We start from the raw sequence: 18,867 nt of genomic DNA, 5'->3' as shown, positions 1-18,867 counted from the left end.
GCAGCATGGTTGAAACCCTCCTGATTGGATGATTAAGTGCCTTGGCGACGGCTGGGGGCTTTAATATGGTAAAGCCTTCTAGTAAAAGGCGGCACTTTTCGTGAGCAGGCCACGATTAAGGTGGATAGGAAAGAGGCAGTAGTGATTCGGTGTCAGAGACTGGGGAGGAACGAAATATGTTTTTACACGGGACAAGTCGAGTGAATGAACGAGGAATTTTGGAAATTGGGGGCTGCGAAACAACTGAACTGGCAGCAACCTACGGTACACCACTTTACGTATACGATGAAGCCTTGATTCGCAGTAAATGCCGACAGTTTATTGACGCGTTTTCCCAAACGGGCTTTTCCTTTCAAGTAGCTTATGCGAGTAAAGCGTTCTGTACGATGGCGATGTGCAAGCTGGTAGAAGAAGAGGGACTTTCGCTTGACGTTGTGTCTGGCGGCGAGCTGTATACAGCATTGCAAGCAGGATTTCCGGTAGGTCGCATCCACTTTCATGGCAACAACAAATCGTTGGATGAAATTGTGATGGCGCTGGATGCCAAAATCGGTTGCTTTGTAGTCGACAACTTTTATGAGCTCCATTTGTTAGATCAGCTGGCACAGGAGCGCGGCGAAAAGATTTCCGTTTTGCTACGTGTGACACCAGGTGTAGAGGCTCATACTCATGAATACATTTCTACTGGGCAAATTGACTCCAAGTTTGGATTTGACGTACAGAATGGTCAGGCGCTAGAGGCAATCAAATTTTCGCATGAAAGCAATCATCTTCATTTATTGGGTGTGCACAGCCACATCGGGTCGCAAATTTTTGAAACAGAAGGCTTCCTGGTTGCAGTAAAACGGTTGACAGAATTACTGGGAGAGGCAAAGGACCAACACGGCTTTTTGCCAGAAGTACTCAATGTTGGCGGCGGCTTCGGTATCCGCTATGTAGAGGGCGATACACCTCAGCCAGCTCATACTTATATTAAAGCGATCACGGATCTGGTGCGTGGAGAACTGGAAGCTCGCCAAATTCCGTTGCCCGAGCTGTGGATTGAGCCAGGCCGCAGTATTGTCGGTGATTCTGGAACGACGCTTTATCGTATCGGTTCACAAAAAGAAATCCCAAATGTACGCAAATACGTAGCAGTCGACGGGGGCATGACGGATAATCTTCGTCCGGCACTCTATCAGGCAGAATACGAAGCAGCCGTTGCCAATAAAATGAATCAACCATCTACTGAGGTTGTTTCGATCGCTGGAAAATGCTGTGAGTCTGGTGACATGCTGATTTGGGACGTCAAGCTTCCTCCGGCTGAAGCTGGTGATATTTTGGCGGTCCCAAGTACGGGTGCCTATGGTTATTCGATGTCAAACAATTACAACCGCATTGCTCGTCCTGCTGTTGTTTTTGTAAAAGACGGAGAAGCAGATCTAATCGTTAAACGTGAGACGTATGCTGATGTCGTAGGACATGATCTTCTCCCGAAACGCGCGCAGCTTCAGCGCTAACTTTTAACGTTTCAAAGCCTTCCTGCTGATACAGGAGGGCTTTTTTGCAAGCATGGGATTCTTACAATCTTCATAATCCATTCACCGAAACTTAAGACTTCTTTGCAATAATGGGGGTGGCGAGGAGGATAGATTCAGCATGTTGTCGACGCTCATCAAACGGTTTCGTCGCTTTCCCTTTTTTTCACTGGACAAACGGGCCTGGCTGAAAAATGTCATAGGCCTGGAGGTAGACAAGGGACGCAGCGTAGTGATGTTTTATGTGGATATTGTTAAACTAACTGATGTTGAGTACCGTTATGGTGATAGTAGTGCCAAGCGTGTTCTGCATATTTTTGAACGAATTTTACCGGTTGTATCTCGTCAAGTTTTTGAGATAAAAGGTAATATTCTCGCCATTCAAAAGCTATGGGGCGACGATTTTGCTATTTATGTCTCCTTTGGGGCCAATGCGAGCGAAGAAGATTGCAGAATGCTCTCCATTCATTTTCAGGAGGTTGCGGAAAGGCAACTGAATCGACACGTCAGTTTTGTCAACAGAGAGGACCTGCGCGTTCATATCGGATATGCCTGGTTGCCTGGTCAGGACGTCGTGAAGGAAATGTATACTTCAGTGAAGCATGCCGTGCACATGGCGAAATATGGCATCACATCAGAAAAATATACGCATGTCACGCAATTTCATAAATTACTAGCAGAAGAGAACGTCCAGATGCATTTTATGCCGATTATTCATTTGCCAGATGGCGCAGCGCTTGGATGGGAGGCGTTGGCACGTGGACCGCATGACACTCCCTTCGCCACTCCCTCTACTTTATTTACCTACGCAGAAGAAACGGACACTGTTTTTCGTTTGGAGCATATTTGCCGCAAAAGAGCATTGGAACAATTGCGCTACCTAAACCCACAAGAAAAGCTGTTCATCAATCTCGATCCGAGAGCTATTGATGATCCATTTCTCCTTCGTGGAAAGGTATTCTCACTACTAGAGCAGTATGAGCTGAATCCACACAATATCGTATTTGAAATAACAGAGAGACACGCGATCACGAATTACACTGTGTTCCGAAAAATTATTGAGGAGTATCGAAAAAAAGGCTACTTGATTGCGGTGGATGATGCTGGAGCGGGCTATTCAAGTCTGGAATCCATAACAGAGATCTATCCTGATTTTATCAAGCTGGATATGTCGCTTATCCGCAACATTGATGTAGATCCGATTAAGCAGGCGCTTCTTGAAACGATCGTGCAGTTTGCTGACAAGGTTAACTGTAAAATCATCGCTGAGGGTATTGAGACAGAGCACGAACTAAAGACATTGATGGATCTTGGAGTCGTGTATGGACAGGGGTATTTTCTCGGAAAGCCGGATAGAGGGATGGCACAGGTGTCTGGGCAAGCGATGAACTTTTTGCGATTTATGCAAGAAAAGCGAAACAGCGAGCAAGCAGAACCGATTGTATTTACTCCAGCCATGACCGAAATATTATCGAAGACCATCTGTGTGGAAAAGCATGCAAAAGTGCGGCGAATACACGAAATTTTTGAACAAAATCAGCGCACCGAAAGCATTGTTGTGTTAGAAGAGGGAGAGCCGATTGGCCTTCTTATGCGCTTTCAGCTCTATCAAATACTGGGAGGGCAGTACGGAATCGCCTTGTACTATGATCGCCCGGTTTCACAAATCATGAATACCAATCCGCTGCTGGCAGGAAAAGACGACAAGCTTGAAGAGGTAGCGAGACGGGCGATGGCGCGGGATGCTCATCACCTGTACGATGTGGTGATCATTATAGGAGACAAAAATGAGTATATCGGAATCGTTACTGTGCAGAGTCTACTGGACAAAATGGCATCGATCAAGCTCGAATTGGCCAGCTCCGCAAATCCGCTAACCGGCTTACCTGGTAATGTACAGATTGAAAGAGAGCTCAATCAACGGGTGAAGCAAAAAGCTGATCAAATGGTAATTTATTGTGATCTCGACCACTTCAAATGGTTTAATGATCGGTATGGCTTTGACGTCGGAGATCAGATCATCGTACGGACGGCGGCGTTGTTAAAAGAGGCAGCGAAGCGATATGGAAGCGGTGCTGATTTTATCGGTCACATTGGTGGTGATGATTTCATTCTCATCACTTCGGTACAGTGCGCTGATGCGCTTGGCTCTTTCATCATGGATGCCTTTACTCCTTACTTCGCAGATATTTATGAAAAACGGCGTATGGGGGATGGAGAAGTCTTGTCCATGTCTATGGCTGGTGTTTATATACAGCCTGGCATGTACGCAAATGCAGAAGCGATCGCGAAACAAGCAGCCGTCATGAAGCAGCTCGCGAAATCGTATGCTGGCACCGTATTTATCAAGGATTGCGAGTTTCCTTTTGAGGATCGGCTCCGGATGCAGGGTTAAATTGGACGGCAACTACTTCGCATGGTAAAATGAGAACGTTAACTTTACGAGGTTTGGAGGCTTACATATGAAAAAAGCACATATTACCATGGAAAATGGCAATGAAATTGAGTTGGAGCTGTTTGATCAAGAAGCTCCTGGCACAGTAGCAAACTTTGAAAAGCTGATCAACGAAGGCTTTTACAACGGTCTGTCGTTCCATCGTGTGATCCCAGGATTCGTTGCACAAGGTGGTTGCCCACAAGGAACCGGTACTGGCGGTCCTGGCTACACAATCAAATGTGAAACAAAAGGAAACCCGCATAAGCACTTGCGCGGTGCGCTGTCGATGGCTCACGCGGGTAAAGACACTGGCGGAAGCCAATTCTTCATCTGCTACGATTCCTTCCCTCACCTTGATGGCGTACATACTGTATTTGGCCGCATCACTTCCGGTATGGAGCATGTAGATGCGATCAAGCAAGGCGACAAAATGAGCAACGTAAAAATTGTAGCTGAATAATTAGCTGCACACCCAAAAAACCGGCGCCGAAGAGGGGGCCGGTTTTTAGTGTCTATTAGACGAACAAGAAAGCAGAATACTTGTAAGCCTATCCATCTGCTGGTATCTTATAAGGTAGACGATTTTTCAGAGGAGGAACCAATGGATCTTTTTCACTTTGAATGGAATACGGTGCCGTTTCGCTTAATCGCGTTCGTCATCGCTTTCTCTTTGCACGAATGGGCACATGCCTTTGTCGCCTGGAAGCTGGGTGACAGCACGGCTAAGGATGAAGGCCGCCTGACATTGAATCCAATCCCGCACATTGATCCATTCGGTTTGATTCTTATATTGTTTGGTCCTTTTGGGTGGGCAAAGCCAGTTCCAATCAATCCGCTGCGCTTTCGTGGAAACAAGCGTCTGGGCATTGTCTACGTATCAGCTGCAGGGCCATTGATTAACTTGGTGCTCTCCATCATCTCCTACACCATCTTCATGCTAATGGACTTTTATGGCGTCACGCAGGGAATGGGTGAGAAAGCCGTATTTGCGATTGAGAAGACGATGGAATATCTGGTGATCATTAACGCAGCATTGTTCATGTTTAACCTGCTGCCGATACCTCCGCTGGATGGCTACAAAATCCTGCGGTTCCTGTCTCCGCGTAGATGGGACGGGATATTTTACAATTTTGAAGTGTATGGACCGTGGATCTTGTTATTGCTCATCTTTATACCGGGAGTCCGCGCGATCATATTTGAAACTCCATTCAGAATGGTATTGATGTGGGTTCAGGAAATAGCGCATAGTATCGCCGCACTGTTTATTTAGAGGAAACGAGGGACTACTGTTGGCATACAGCATTAAACTGGATTCCTTTGAGGGTCCACTCGACCTGCTGCTCCATTTGATCGACAAGGCAGAAGTGGACATCTATGACATACCAGTAGCAGAGATTACAGAACAATATCTTGCAACGATAGACACCATGCAGCAGCTTCAACTCGATGTTGCGAGTGAATTCGTAGTCATGGCGGCTACCCTCCTCTCTATTAAAAGTAAAATGCTGTTGCCAAAGAAAGAGGAACACGTTTTTCAGCAGTTCCTAGACATGGATGTAGAAGAGGTCGACCCTCGTGAAGAGCTGGTTGCCAGGCTCTTGGAGTACAAGCGCTATAAGCTGCTGGCAGAGCAATTGCGAGAAATGGAAATTGGGCGCAATCAGGTGTTTACACGACCTGCAGAGAATCTATCACCTTATGTACGAGAAGAAGATCATACGGTAAAGGATGTAACTCTCTACGATCTGATAAACGCGTTAGAGAAGCTGGTGAAGAAGGTAAAGGAAAAAGAGCCGATTACCAGAGTATCCCGTGATGAAGTCTCTATTAAAGACCGGATGAAAGAAATTCGCCATCTGGTCCGTGGAGTAGGAGGCATGGTACGCTTTTCCCAGCTTTTCACGGGTGGTGCGACACGCTCCGAGATCGTCACTACCTTTCTCGCCTTGCTTGAGCTGATGAAGGCCAAAGAAATTACCTGCATTCAAAATCAACTGTTTCAAGATATTATGATTTGTGAAAATGGATCGAAAGGAGCCTCAAATGATGGACTATGACAAGCTGAAAGGCGTCATTGAGGGCTTGTTGTTCATCTCGGGTGATGAAGGAATCGACGCCAAAGAAATTAGTGAAATCACCGAGGTATCCGAAGAAGTGGTTGTTGATGTCATCGAGGACATGAAGGCTGATTTTCGCCGTGCTGGCCGTGGGATTCAAATTGTGGAGGTCGCCAAGGCTTACCAGCTGACTACCTTACCTGAGCATGTTCCATATTTCGAGCGACTGGCAACTTCACCAGGACAGTCGACACTCTCGCAAGCAGCGCTGGAAACATTGGCGATCGTTGCTTACAAACAACCACTGACTCGTTCTGAAATCGAAGAAATTCGCGGAGTAAAATGTGAAAAGGCACTCAATACCCTCCTGTCGAAGCAACTGATTCGTGAGGCGGGCAGGGCAGAGGGAATCGGACGTCCGATTCTCTATGCGACAACAAAAGATTTTCTGGAGCATTTTGGGTTGCGGGAGCTGGGAGATCTACCTGAGCCGCCCATTAATCTCGACATCGAAGAGGCGCGTTTGGAAGCAACCGCCCTTTTTGGCAAAGCAGAAGAACCATCAAACGACTAGCTACCTGGACAGTTTTTCGTACTACCAAACGACTCGTCCCCATATACTATGGTACAAACCTGTGTATCGTTGTACTTTTGTGATGGGGAGGACGTTTATGAACGTGCGAAAACAGCTGTCCGGCGTGCTCGTCGTTTTTCTTTTGATACAGCTATTAATCGGGCCGGGTACCCCGGCAAAAGCAGCGGGCTCTCCACCTGGGCTATCAGCAGAGGGAGCGGCATTAATAGATGTGACGAGCGGCAGAATCCTTTATTCAAAAAATGGCACGAAAAAAATGCGGATCGCAAGCCTAACCAAGACAATGACAGCCATCGTGGCGATTGAAATGGGGAAATTGGACACAGTCGTAACGGTTCCCCCGGAAGCGGTGGGCGTAGAAGGTTCCTCGATCTACCTGAAACGCTCGGAAAAGCTGACTCTCGAGGAACTGCTGTATGGATTGATGCTGCGCTCGGGTAATGACGCAGCTGTAACGATTGCTACACATATCGGTGGCTCTGTGCCAGGCTTTACTTATTTGATGAATGAAAAGGCTGCGCTCATCGGAATGGAGCACACGAATTTTACCAATCCCCACGGTCTGGATGATAGCAATATGCATTATTCAACAGCGGAAGATATGGCAAAGCTTTCAGCCTATGCCCTGCGGAATCCAACGTTCCGGCAAATCGTCTCGACAAAGGTCAAGGACATCTCCTGGGAAGGTGAAGAGTGGGATAGGCGGCTTTTGAACAAAAACAAAATGCTGCACTTGTACAATGGTGCGGATGGAGTGAAAACAGGCTATACAAAGCTTGCAAAGCGTTGTCTGGCCTCGTCAGCAACGCGAGATGGCAGACAGCTCGCTACGATCACGCTGAATGCTTCTGATGACTGGAATGATTCGGCGAACCTTTTGGACTGGGGATTTGCCAATTTCCCGCTGAAAAAGCTGGTGAGCTCAGGTGAGAATGTACAACCTCAGACGCCGATTACGATGGAAGCGGGTACGCATTTGGTCGCGATGAATGGTTTTCAATACCCGCTGCAATCATCTGAGGAGTCCGTCATGCGTACGCGTGTGGTGATGGGGGAATCGAATGTAACAGCCAAGATGGATGGGCAGCTGGTCGGTTTTCTCCAATTTTATCTGAAAGAGGACATGATCGGTCAGGTACCGCTGAAAGTAGACGTGTCTGAACCAACATGGACATCTCAGGCTGAGTCAAGCCCGCAAACCTTTTGGCAGAAGGTGTGGAACTTGATGGCAGGGGGGCTGTGGAGTGCTTAATATTATTTGGCTCGCCCTGATTGTGATCAGCATCACTGTAGCGGCGGCAACAGGACGCATGGAAATGATCAATCAAGCTGCCTTCGAAGGGGCCAAAACAGGTGTCACCGTTTGTTTTGGCCTTCTCAGTATATTGGCATTCTGGATGGGGATCATGCGAATTGCGGAAAAATCAGGTCTTTTGGAGCTGGTGGCACATGCGTTGTCTCCGATCATTTCGCGCTTGTTTCCCGATATTCCAAAAGGACACCCGGCCATGGGGTACATTTTGTCCAATATGAGCGCGAATTTGCTCGGGCTTGGTAATGCAGCTACTCCGATGGGGCTTAGGGCGATGGAAGAATTGCAAAAGCTGAATCCGGACAAACAAGTAGCTTCGCCAGCGATGTGTACGCTCCTGGCGATTAATACAGCGAGTATCACGATTATTCCAACAACGATGATTGCGATTCGTATGCAATATGGCTCGGTCAATCCGGTAGAAATTGTCGGTACAACCCTATTGTCATCCTTTGCTGCAACGATTGTCGCACTACTGATTGATCGCTGGTATCGGTATCGTCACATGAGACGTCACAGGTAAAGGGGGACCTTCGCATGTACCAATGGGTATCCCTGCTCTCCCTTTGGGCGATTCCCGTCATGATTGCCTTTGTGCTGCTTTACGGATGGAGCAAACGGGTTCCGGTATATGAGACGTTTGTGGAGGGCGCAAAAGGGGGGCTTACGACCACGATTCGTATTTTGCCTCATCTGATTGCCATGATGGTCGCCGTAACGATGTTCAGAGAATCAGGGGCGCTGGAGCTGCTTTTGAGTGCGATCAGGCCAGCGCTGGATGCTATTCACTTTCCTGAGGAGATTGTTCCATTGGCCTTGCTTAGGCCGATGACTGGCACCGGTTCACTGGCGATTGCTACCGATTTAATTGCGCAGTACGGACCAGACTCCTTCCTTGGCCGCCTGGCCGCCACGATGCAAGGGAGCACAGACACGACACTTTATGTGCTAACTGTGTATTTTGGGGCAGTTGGTATCCGCAACTCGGCTTATGCGTTAAAAGTGGGGCTCTGGTCTGATCTTGCAGGTGTCATCTTCTCCTTGATCATCGTGTCTTACGTATTTTCGTAATTCGACAATCACGCTACACAAAACTTCCCTGCAGGTGGGGGAAGTTTTTGCCTTTTTCTTGTCCACACTGGTAAGAATGGGTATGATGTTGTAGAGGTGATCCATACAATGGAACGTTTACAAAAAGTCTTGGCACATGCTGGAGTAGCCTCTCGTCGCCATTGTGAAGAGTTGATTGTACAAGGAAAGGTACAAGTGAACGGCAACGTGGTCCGTGAGCTGGGAACGAGAGTAGACCCGCTAAGCGACCAGATCGTGGTGAATGGACGAAGAATTCAGCTGGAGCAGCACGTGCATCTGTTGCTCTACAAGCCAACTGGTGTGATTACGAGTGTTACGGACCCACAAGGAAGGCGGGTTGTTACCGATTTGCTAAAAGGGATCAAGGAACGGGTATATCCAATTGGTCGCTTGGATTACGATACATCCGGCTTGCTCCTCTTGACGAATGACGGAGAACTGGCAAACAAGCTTGCTCACCCAAGCTACGAAATTGACAAAGTCTATCGTGCATGGGTAAAAGGCATTCCGACGCCGGAGAAAGTAAAGAAGCTCGCAACGGGTATTCGTCTGGAGGATGGAATGACCTCACCGGGGGAAGCGAGGCTCCTGAAGACAGACACAAAAGCAGGCAGAGCTTTAGTCGAGCTGACGATTCATGAAGGTCGCAATCGGCAAGTACGCAGAATGTGTGACGCGATTGGACATCCTGTCATCACACTGGAGCGCATTCGGCTCGGGTTTCTTACATTGGAAGGACTTTCGGCTGGTCAATTTCGACCTTTGACAACGACGGAAGTAGACAAGCTCAAACAAGGATTGGTTCAAAAGAAGCGGGACGGAGGTCAGAAGCGCTGATCGTTCAAAATCTGTTCATAAGTTATACGCTGGCGGAAAAACTAGGAACGCTATAATAGAAAGGAAAACCTTGTATTTCTATTAGTAATAGATGGGAGTTTGGGCAACATGAACAAGAGCAATCGTACGTATGTTCGAATTGCCGTGTTGGGCCTTTTGCTCGTGGCACTTGTCTTTGCTCTCTATTCCAGCTTCGTGAAGGATCCACAAGCTGTAAAAGTAGGGAGTAATGCTCCGAATTTTAGCCTGGAGCAGCTAAATGGACCTGAGATGGCACTTGGTGATTTGAAAGGAAAAGGCGTCGTTCTTAATTTCTGGGGCACCTGGTGTGAGCCATGTAAAGAAGAGATGCCTGCTTTGCAAGCACAATACGATAAGTTCAAGGACAAGGGACTCGTCGTACTGGGCGTGAATATCGGTGAATCGCCAATCGCAGTTGAGCCATTCGTTAAGCAATTCAACGTTACGTTTCCAATCGTGTTAGACCGCCAATCGCAAATTACAAAGCTGTATCGAATTGGACCGATTCCTACTACGTTTTTCATCTCTCCAGAAGGGGAAGTAAAGGAAATTTTCATCGGTCAATTAAACGAAGCAATGATAGCGGACAAAGTGTCCAAAATCTTGCCGTAAGTGAGGATTGAAATGGATCAGCGAAAATGTGAATGTGGGCATACCAATCCCGTTGGAACGCTGCTTTGCGAATCTTGTGGTAAGCCGCTAGACATCCAAATTTCGGAGCAGACAGCGTTTCCTGATATGCGCTATGAGGGCATGGCACGTCGTTCCCAGACCTACACGAAAAAAATGGTGGATCGGGTTTGGAACTATTTTTCCTCGGTCAAAATTGCAATCGGTATCATTATTGTCATCCTGATCGCTTCGGCGGTGGGAACCGTCTTTCCGCAGCAGCAATACATTCCAGTTCCGGTCCCAACTGAAGCGGATGTCGCACGTTTTTATACCAATACATACGGGACACTCGGTACGATTTACTATCAATTAGGATTCCACAACCTGTATTCATCCTGGTGGTTTGTCACGCTTTTGGTCATGCTGGGTACGTCATTGGTCATCTGTAGTCTCGACCGTGTCGTGCCACTGTACAAGGCATTGAAAAAACCACGTCTGAATCAGCATAAATCCTTCCTGAAGGGACAGAAGCTGTTTGCAGAAGGGGAGCTTTTGCAAGGAACGGATCAAGCCGAATTACTGGCTGGCTCCGCACAAGCACTGCATAAAAAGGGCTACCGGATATTCCAGACTGACCGCGCTCTAATGGCGGAAAAAGGTCGCTTTAGCCGGTGGGGTCCTTATGTGAATCACATTGGTTTGATTTTATTTTTGGTCGGTGTTTTGGCACGCAGCATACCGGGCTTTTTCTTGGACGAGTATGTCTGGGTACGTGAGGGAGAAACGGTTGCGATCCCGAATACTCCTTACTACATCAAAAATCTGCAGTACACGACGGAATATTGGTCTGAGGATGAAATGCCAGTCAAGCTGGATCTGAAGGGCGGAGCCATCGCGAAAAATTATCAGACGGATGCCATCTTGTACGAAAACAAAAACGCAGAGTTGCCAGGAGCCAAGCCTGATCTCGTAGAAATTAAGAATGGCCCGATCGTTGTAAACCATCCGATGGTACATGAGTCTCTCTATTTGTATCAGTCGGGTATGCAAGAGATGCAGCTGGGGGCACTCAATTTCAATCTGATCGACCTGAAGAACGGAAACAAGGAAGTAGGCAAGATAAAGGTTGATTTGTACAACCCAGCGCAAGAGCAAGTAGTTGCTGATGGGTTCAAAGTGAAGGTGCTCGATTATTTCCCTGATTTCATTATGGGGAAAGACGGTAAGCCAGCGACTCAGACTAATTTGCCTAAAAATCCAATGGTCGCGATCGAGGTATTGGACGAAAAAGGGAAGCTAAGTGAGAAAATGGTTTATTTGCAGGGCTCGATTCTTACACAAAAATCGGACCCTACCTACGGAATCGAGATCAAAATGCCTGACCTGATCGATATTTCAGGGATCAACGTGCGTATGGATAAAGCCGTACCGTTAATTTACTTTGGCTCGTTCATTTTCATGATTGGTGTCGCGATGGGCTTCTTCTGGCAGCATCGCCGGATTTGGGTTCAAATCCAGGACGGAACTATCATGATGGCAGCTCATACAAACAAAAACTGGTTTGGCTTGCGCCGGGAAGTAGACGGACTCGTTGAACAGATGAAATTACCTGTGACGATTGAAGAAAAATCGAAGGCTTAGAGCTTCAAGGAGGTACACTCGACGTGCAGCTAATCCAATTGAGTGACTGGTTATTGGATATTGCGTTTTTGCTCTACGTGATCTCGTCCATCGTGTTCGTCGTTGCGATGACTGGGAAAAACTGGGCAGGTCGCGATCCTAAGCAACATGAAAAACGATTCGGTACGATAGCTTATCGATTGGCTGTCGTAGGCTTTATAGCTCAAACAGGTTATGTAATTGCACGCTGGATTGGCGGAGGACACAGCCCAACGAGTAACATGTTTGAGTTCATGGCATTCCTGGATTACTGTATTATCTTGGCTTATTTGATTATCTATCGGATTTACAAGCTGAATGTTATCGGTGCCTTTGTACTTCCTTTAGGAGTAATCATGTTGGCCTACTCCTATGTTTTTCCAAAAGACGTTACGCCGTTGATTCCTTCTCTGCAAAGCTACTGGCTGCATATTCACGTAACGACTGCAGCCCTGGGTGAGGGGATTCTCGCTGTTGGCTTTGCGGCAGGCTTGATGTACTTGATTCGTACAGTTCCCCAACAGGTTTCTACGAAAAGTACAAAATGGCTTGAAGTCGTGCTTTCTGTGGTTCTGATGCTGGTAGGATTTATTGGGATGGAGTCCACCTTTGCACGATTGGATCAAAAAACGGTGTTTGAAATGAATCAACAACAACCTAATGCATTGGGGCAGCTGGAAAAAGTAAAAGCGGAATACACGATGCCAGCTTTGGTAGCACCTGCTGATTCGACGATTATCCAGGCTGGTCCGATGTCGCCTTTATTCACGGCACCAACGTGGATGGAAGGCAAGGATGCGGCTCGCAAATTGAATACGATGCTGTGGTCAGTCATTACGGGTGTTATTTTGTATGGGGGTTTGCGTCTCATCTTCCGCAAGCGGTTGGGGGCAGTTATTCAACCATCCGTTGATGGCATCGAGCCGGATCTATTGGACGAAATCAGTTACCGTGCGATTAGTATCGGTTACCCAGTGTTTACACTCGGAGCTTTGATTTTCGCCATGATCTGGGCGCAGGAGGCGTGGGGTCGATTCTGGGGCTGGGACCCAAAAGAAGTTTGGGCACTCATCGTTTGGCTCTTCTATAGCGCGTATCTGCACTTGCGACTGTCTCGCGGATGGATTGGCGCCAAATCTGCCTGGATGTCTGTGATAGGATTTGTCATTATCTTAATCACGCTGGTAGTAGTCAATCTGGTCATCGCAGGTCTGCACTCTTACGCAGGGGTGTAACCTCACTAAAAAAAGCTGGTCTTGCTGCCAGCTTTTTGGACTATCTTCAATTGGATTTTGAAATCATAATGTCAAGAGGTGTAGACAATGGAAAAAATGGCACGTATTCTCGTAGTCGATGATGAAGAACGTATCCGCCGACTGCTAAAGATGTACCTGGAAAGAGAAAACTTTTTGATCGATGAAGCAGATAATGGAGAGCAGGCTGTCGAAATGGCTGTTGGCAGTGATTATGATATTATTTTGCTGGACCTTATGCTTCCTGGTATGGACGGCATTGAAGTCTGTCAGCGGATTCGTGAATTCAAGGCAACACCTATCATCATGCTAACTGCAAAAGGGGAAGAAACGAATCGCGTTCATGGCTTCGAAGCAGGTGTGGATGACTATGTTGTAAAGCCATTCAGCCCTCGTGAAGTCATGTATCGGGTGAAGGCAATTCTTCGTCGCTCTTCAGCTACGGCCTATTTGAAAACAGAGACGTTTAATAGCCATTCGGTTCTCGTATTCCCTGAACTGACGATTGATCATGATGCGCACAAAGTGATTGCTAGCGGTCAAGAGGTAAGTCTAACTCCGAAAGAGTATGAACTGTTGCACTACCTAGCACTCTCTCCTGATAAAGTATTTACGCGCGAAGAGCTTTTGAAAGATGTATGGCACTATGAATTTTTCGGCGATCTGCGCACGGTAGATACACACATCAAGCGTTTGCGCGAAAAATTAAACCGCGTCTCTCCTCATGCTGCGAACATGATCGCGACTGTATGGGGTGTCGGTTACAAACTAGAGGTGCCTAAATAACGTGGACGTCATTTTTCGCAGCGTAGTTGGAAAGCTATGGATGACCATTATTGCGTTATTCGCACTGGTCTTAACGATTTTCAGTCTCCTGCTTGTACAATCCTTTGACACCTTTTATAACGCCCGGCAAACAAAAAATTTGCAAGAGCTAGCTGAAGGATTATCCACTGGTTTGGCTGCAAGCAAGGATAAGCAAACGGCAATGGAGATGGCATCGACATTTGGCGCGGTACATCATACAGGCATGATTGTCCTGGATGACAAGCGTGAGGTCGTAGGAAAGAGCGAGGGCAAAGGTTTGCCAGAGATTCCGATAGAGCAGTTGCTGAGTGCTCCGGGACTGAAGCTGGGTGAGGCACTGGCAGGAAAACATCCTGCTCCGGAGAGATTATATGTGCAAATTGATACGGCTGGCTCCACAGATCGTTCTGGGAATCTTCAGCTGTTAGCTGTTGCGGTACCTCTGGAGATATCCGCTGGTAAACAAGGATCAGTGGTCATGTATCAGGCGATTGAAGATTTTGATGATACAGTCAGTGAAGTGAGATTTCTGATTTTTGTTGTAGGTGTGATCGGCTTTGTGTCGACGACAGTATTTGCGTTCTTTTTATCCTCTCGAATTACGATTCCATTGCGCCAAATGAAAGAGACGGCACATCGTATTGCAGAAGGAGATTTTCACGCAGAAATTCCGATCAGAACCGCTGACGAGATGGGGGAGCTGGCTGCGTCATTTAATACGATGGCGAGTAAGCTCAATCAACTGGTAGATGCCTTGTCTAAGGAAAAAGAGCAGCTGGCAAGTGTACTGCGGAGTATGGTAGATGGCGTCGTAATGATCGATGAAACTGGGAAAATTGCAGTGAAAAATCCTCCTGCAGAGCGCTTCCTGCGTGATTGGGTATACCAGCATGCGGATGAGCCGATACCACTGTTCTCTTTCTATCAAAAGGTTCAGACCGGGAAAGAGGTAATCGAGGATATTGCTGTGCAAGGCCGAATCTGGGCACTTGTCATGGTACCGCTAAACGATCGCAATCACATTCGTGGTGCAGTCGCAGTCATGCGAGATATCACACAAGAGCGCAAGCTGGACAAAATGCGCAACGATTTTGTGGCCAACGTCTCCCATGAGCTCCGTACTCCGCTATCTATGCTACAAGGCTATAGCGAAGCCATTGTGGATGATATCGTAACAACTCCAGAAGAGCATAAGGAACTAGCTAAAATCATCTATGACGAATCTGTTCGCATGACCAAGCTCGTGAATGAGCTGCTGAGTCTAGCACGAATGGAGGCGGGTCACGTAGAGCTGTTCCAGGAAACATTGGAACTACGACCGTATTTAGAGCGCATCCAGCGCAAGTTTACGAATTTGGCGAGAGAGCAGGATATTCAACTGCTGCTAGAGATGTCCACTACACATAGTCATGTGCATATCGATCCTGATCGCATGGAGCAGGTGCTTACCAACCTTGTTGACAATGCGCTAAGACACACTCCTAGTCACGGCAGTGTCACCATCCGGGCACGGGGAGATAAAACCTTACTACTAGAAATCAGCGACACAGGCAGTGGCATACCACAGGAAGATCTGCCGTTTGTATTTGAACGCTTCTACAAAGCTGACAAAGCGCGTACGCGCGGTCGAGAAGGCGGTACAGGTTTAGGACTTGCGATCGCAAAAAACATGGTGGAAGCACATGGTGGAACCATCAGTGTCCAAAGCAAAATGGGAGAGGGAACAACGTTTACCATTGCTCTGATGTTGCAATCGAAAAACAAATAGGAGTGTAGAGAGAAATGATCAAAACGATCCTTTTTGATGTTGACGGAGTTATGCTTAGTGAAGAACGTTATTTTGATGCATCTGCTTTGACCGTGTGGGAGCTGCTTTATAGCTCGCAATACCTGGGACTTACAAACGACAAGTTCTCACCAGCTCCGGAAGAAGCCGAGATCCGTCGTGTGCGTGCTGAAGTATTTGCTCAGGATGATGTACTGAACTTCATTAAATCACGAGGAATCAATTCGAACTGGGACATGGTTTTCCTGGCATTCTCCTATCAATTGATTCGATTGCTTGGGGTACTGAAGCCACAATTGGGTACTGAAGCAACCAACATGCTGGCAGGTCAAATTGACCGTCCACAGCTTGCGCAAATCAGAGAATGGGGAAGGGCTCATGCACCTGATTTCCAAGTGGACTATGCAGCTTTTACCGCTGATTTTGCAAAGGGCTCTGCTCAAAAAGCAGAAATGCTGCTCTATTTGAATGTCATTGCAGAAGAGCGCTGCGGTGTGAAAACAGAAATGTTCTCACGTAACAGCGATTTATGGCAGCTGGTTCAAAAAACGTTCCAGGAATGGTACTTAGGAGATGATCGGGTAGCAGCCTCAATCGGTCGTGAAACCATGCAGCCCGGAAAAAAAGGCTTTTTAACGGATGAAATTCCAATCGTGCCACCTGCTGAAATGGTAGAGCTGTTCCGTACTCTGAAAGAAAAAGGATACACCATCGGTATTGGAACAGGACGTCCAACAATAGAAACGCATGTTCCTCTGAACGAAATGCAGATTTTGGAATGGTTTGACCAGAATCGTGTGGTGACAGCTTCACATGTCCTTGAGGCAGAAGAAGAGTATCCTGCTTACGCACCGATGTCCAAGCCGCATCCGTTTTCATATGTAAAAGGTCTGCTTGGATTAACGACGCCAAACAGTGACGTTGTGAACTATTCCTTGCCGATTGCAAACGGAGAAGAAGTGCTGATCGTTGGGGATTCCCTGGCTGACTACCTGGCAGCACGCTCCATTGGCTGCAAATTCGCTGCGACACTAACCGGACTATCTGGACAGGACGCGCGTGCCAAATTTGAAGAAGAGAAGGCAGATTACATTTTGAACGATGTTCGTGAAATCTTGTCTATTTTGGAATAGAACCATGAAAAAGACTCTGCTGAGTATGCTCTCGGCAGAGTCTTTTTTGTTAACGCTTATGCCCAACGCAAGGAGGTCAAGCATTGAAAGCGAAAGGCATGGATCAAAAAGGTGGCAATCATATCGTTTCGAACGATGACCTCATAGGTTCCGTCTTCTCGGGAGTAAAACAGCACATCGGTATAGTCTTTGTTGTCCTCAAAAAAGCTTCGTACCTGCTTCAGACGACTGCGCATTGATTCCGAATGAATCTCGATTTGAAAGGAAACGTCACTGGACTGCTTCCTTTCGGTGATGGCTATCAGCTTTTCATCAAATGTATAGTGGAGCAAGTGAATTCCCCCTTACCAAATAAAATAACGCAGGTATACATACACATGAGAGATGAGAATGGACATGATCATCAGTGGAAAGGCAATTTTCATGAAGCTGACAAAGCCGATGTGATGCCCTTCCTTTGCAGCCAAACCAGCGACGATGACGTTGGCACTGGCCCCAATGAGTGTTCCATTGCCGCCCAGGCAGGCGCCAAGAGCGAGGCTCCACCAGAGTGGCTCTAAATTTGTTATGCCAAGTGCGCCCATTTCCTTAATCATCGGGATCATGGTCGCGACGAATGGAATATTATCAACAAAGGCAGAAGCGATTGCGCTCAGCCAAAGAATGAGCAGGGATGTCTTCAATGGGTCGGCGCCAGTCAGCTTGATTGCTTCGCCAGCCAATTTGGCAATAACTCCCGTTTCTACAAGTCCAGAAACAAGTACAAATAAACCAATGAAGAAGAAAATCGTGTTCCATTCTACTTTGCTGATCGCGTCTTCCAAATAATGCTCGCCTGTTAACAAGAGCAAGAGGAATGCCCCCGTCAGGGCGATTGTTGCTGATTCCAGATGCAGAGCACCGTGCAGCATAAAACCAATGATGGTTAAAGCCATCACGGTTAAAGATTTTTTTAGCAGCTTCGTATCGGTGATCTCGTCGCGTTCATTCAATTGCATGATTTTTGCACTTAATTCTGGTGTGGTAACAAGTTGTTTCCGATAAATCAGCACCAGACATACGATCGTTGCAGCCATAATTACGATGATGATCGGACTGAGATTCACAAGAAAGGCCATGAAGTCCAGCTCTGGAACCGAGCTGCCGATCATAATATTCGGTGGGTCCCCGATTAAAGTGGCTGTACCACCAGCATTGGACGATATAATTTCGCTGATTAAAAAAGGAACCGGATTGAGCTGTAGCTGACGCGCAATGCTAAACGTCACGGGTACAATCAATAAAACGGTTGTGACGTTATCCAAAAAAGCAGAGGCGATAGCCGTAATAATACTTAGGTAGACAAGGATTCGAATAGGCTTGCCCCTGGCAGCCTTGGCCGCCCGAATAGCGACGTATTTGAAAACTCCTGTCTGCGCTGTTACAGCAACGAGAATCATCATCCCTATGAGTAGTCCTAGGGTATTGAAGTCGATATGATGAATCGCTTGCTCCTGAGTTACGATACCGAATAGCACCATTAGGATTCCACCGCACATGGCTACGATCGTGCGATGCAATTTTTCACTAATAATGAATGCGTATGTAACTAAAAAAATACCAATAGCAAATAAAGCCTGATTGGTCACAGTAAAACTCCTTTCTTGCGTTAAAGTGCCTTGTCCTAATTATAGCGATAATAAAAATGATGGTAAAGGAAAAGACCCGGTCAATAACCAGGTCTTTTCTATCTGGATTTCAGAGTGGCAA

The 18,867-nt window shown here is 47.0% G+C and carries 18 protein-coding genes; 16 read left to right on the top strand and 2 right to left on the bottom strand.

The features are described 5' to 3' along the window. The first annotated feature begins 176 nt into the window (after window positions 1–176). The 16 genes from lysA (at window position 177) to SB752_RS04930 (ending at window position 17,118) form a co-directional block, all read left to right on the top strand. Window positions 177–1,499 (top strand): diaminopimelate decarboxylase, encoded by a 1,323-nt coding sequence (gene lysA, locus SB752_RS05005; RefSeq protein WP_410714610.1) that lies wholly within the window; start codon window positions 177–179, stop codon window positions 1,497–1,499. Window positions 1,500–1,638: 139 nt separating this feature from the next. Continuing rightward, a complete protein-coding gene (locus tag SB752_RS05000) occupies window positions 1,639–3,912 on the top strand; it encodes a bifunctional diguanylate cyclase/phosphodiesterase (RefSeq protein WP_410714609.1) in 2,274 nt (757 codons plus the stop codon). 67 nt (window positions 3,913–3,979) lie between these two features. Next, window positions 3,980–4,414, top strand: a complete 435-nt coding sequence (locus tag SB752_RS04995; protein ID WP_410714608.1) for a peptidylprolyl isomerase — start codon at window positions 3,980–3,982, stop codon at window positions 4,412–4,414. 141 nt (window positions 4,415–4,555) lie between these two features. After that, a complete protein-coding gene (locus SB752_RS04990; RefSeq protein WP_410714607.1) occupies window positions 4,556–5,224 on the top strand; it encodes a site-2 protease family protein in 669 nt (222 codons plus the stop codon). Window positions 5,225–5,243: 19 nt separating this feature from the next. Beyond that, the gene (locus SB752_RS04985) at window positions 5,244–6,011 is read left to right on the top strand and encodes a segregation/condensation protein A (protein ID WP_410714606.1); all 768 of its coding nucleotides are present in this window, start codon (window positions 5,244–5,246) and stop codon (window positions 6,009–6,011) included. Beyond that, window positions 6,001–6,585 carry an SMC-Scp complex subunit ScpB gene (gene scpB, locus SB752_RS04980; protein ID WP_410714736.1) on the top strand — a complete coding sequence of 195 codons (585 nt, stop codon included), beginning with the start codon at window positions 6,001–6,003 and terminating at the stop codon, window positions 6,583–6,585. The genes SB752_RS04985 and scpB overlap by 11 nt, the downstream gene beginning before the upstream one ends. A gap of 97 nt (window positions 6,586–6,682) precedes the next feature. Beyond that, window positions 6,683–7,858 carry a D-alanyl-D-alanine carboxypeptidase family protein gene (locus SB752_RS04975; protein WP_410714605.1) on the top strand — a complete coding sequence of 392 codons (1,176 nt, stop codon included), beginning with the start codon at window positions 6,683–6,685 and terminating at the stop codon, window positions 7,856–7,858. Next, complete coding sequence (locus SB752_RS04970) at window positions 7,851–8,441, top strand: nucleoside recognition domain-containing protein (RefSeq protein WP_410714604.1); 591 nt, start codon at window positions 7,851–7,853, stop codon at window positions 8,439–8,441. The genes SB752_RS04975 and SB752_RS04970 overlap by 8 nt, the downstream gene beginning before the upstream one ends. A gap of 14 nt (window positions 8,442–8,455) precedes the next feature. Next, window positions 8,456–8,989 carry a spore maturation protein gene (locus SB752_RS04965; protein ID WP_289136147.1) on the top strand — a complete coding sequence of 178 codons (534 nt, stop codon included), beginning with the start codon at window positions 8,456–8,458 and terminating at the stop codon, window positions 8,987–8,989. A 108-nt stretch (window positions 8,990–9,097) separates the two neighbouring features. Beyond that, window positions 9,098–9,847: a pseudouridine synthase gene (locus tag SB752_RS04960; protein WP_410714603.1), complete on the top strand. Its 750-nt coding sequence runs from the start codon at window positions 9,098–9,100 to the stop codon at window positions 9,845–9,847. Between the two features lie 108 nt (window positions 9,848–9,955). Continuing rightward, a complete protein-coding gene (resA, locus tag SB752_RS04955; protein WP_103105293.1) occupies window positions 9,956–10,480 on the top strand; it encodes a thiol-disulfide oxidoreductase ResA in 525 nt (174 codons plus the stop codon). Between the two features lie 12 nt (window positions 10,481–10,492). Beyond that, on the top strand, window positions 10,493–12,121 hold the full coding sequence (resB, locus tag SB752_RS04950; protein WP_410714602.1) for a cytochrome c biogenesis protein ResB: 1,629 nt from the start codon (window positions 10,493–10,495) through the stop codon (window positions 12,119–12,121). A gap of 23 nt (window positions 12,122–12,144) precedes the next feature. Beyond that, window positions 12,145–13,374, top strand: a complete 1,230-nt coding sequence (gene ccsA / locus SB752_RS04945) for a cytochrome c biogenesis protein CcsA (protein WP_410714601.1) — start codon at window positions 12,145–12,147, stop codon at window positions 13,372–13,374. Window positions 13,375–13,461: 87 nt separating this feature from the next. Next, complete coding sequence (locus SB752_RS04940) at window positions 13,462–14,178, top strand: response regulator transcription factor (RefSeq protein ID WP_410714600.1); 717 nt, start codon at window positions 13,462–13,464, stop codon at window positions 14,176–14,178. A 1-nt stretch (window position 14,179) separates the two neighbouring features. Further along, entirely contained in the window at window positions 14,180–15,967 is a 1,788-nt protein-coding gene (locus SB752_RS04935; RefSeq protein ID WP_410714599.1) for an ATP-binding protein, read from the top strand. A 14-nt stretch (window positions 15,968–15,981) separates the two neighbouring features. Further along, window positions 15,982–17,118, top strand: coding sequence for an HAD family hydrolase (locus SB752_RS04930; RefSeq protein WP_410714598.1), 1,137 nt, complete (start codon window positions 15,982–15,984; stop codon window positions 17,116–17,118). Window positions 17,119–17,174: 56 nt separating this feature from the next. Here SB752_RS04930 and SB752_RS04925 read toward each other — a convergent pair whose 3' ends face one another. Together SB752_RS04925 and SB752_RS04920 are read right to left on the bottom strand one after the other, a co-directional pair. After that, a complete protein-coding gene (locus tag SB752_RS04925; RefSeq protein WP_410714597.1) occupies window positions 17,175–17,450 on the bottom strand; it encodes a hypothetical protein in 276 nt (91 codons plus the stop codon). Between the two features lie 12 nt (window positions 17,451–17,462). Further along, window positions 17,463–18,746 (bottom strand): ArsB/NhaD family transporter, encoded by a 1,284-nt coding sequence (locus SB752_RS04920; RefSeq protein WP_410714596.1) that lies wholly within the window; start codon window positions 18,744–18,746, stop codon window positions 17,463–17,465. Window positions 18,747–18,867 lie beyond the last annotated feature (121 nt).

This window comes from Brevibacillus sp. SIMBA_040 (genome assembly GCF_046535075.1).
In the GTDB taxonomy this organism is placed as follows: domain Bacteria; phylum Bacillota; class Bacilli; order Brevibacillales; family Brevibacillaceae; genus Brevibacillus.
This window is presented reverse-complemented; position numbering and strand designations above follow the sequence as displayed.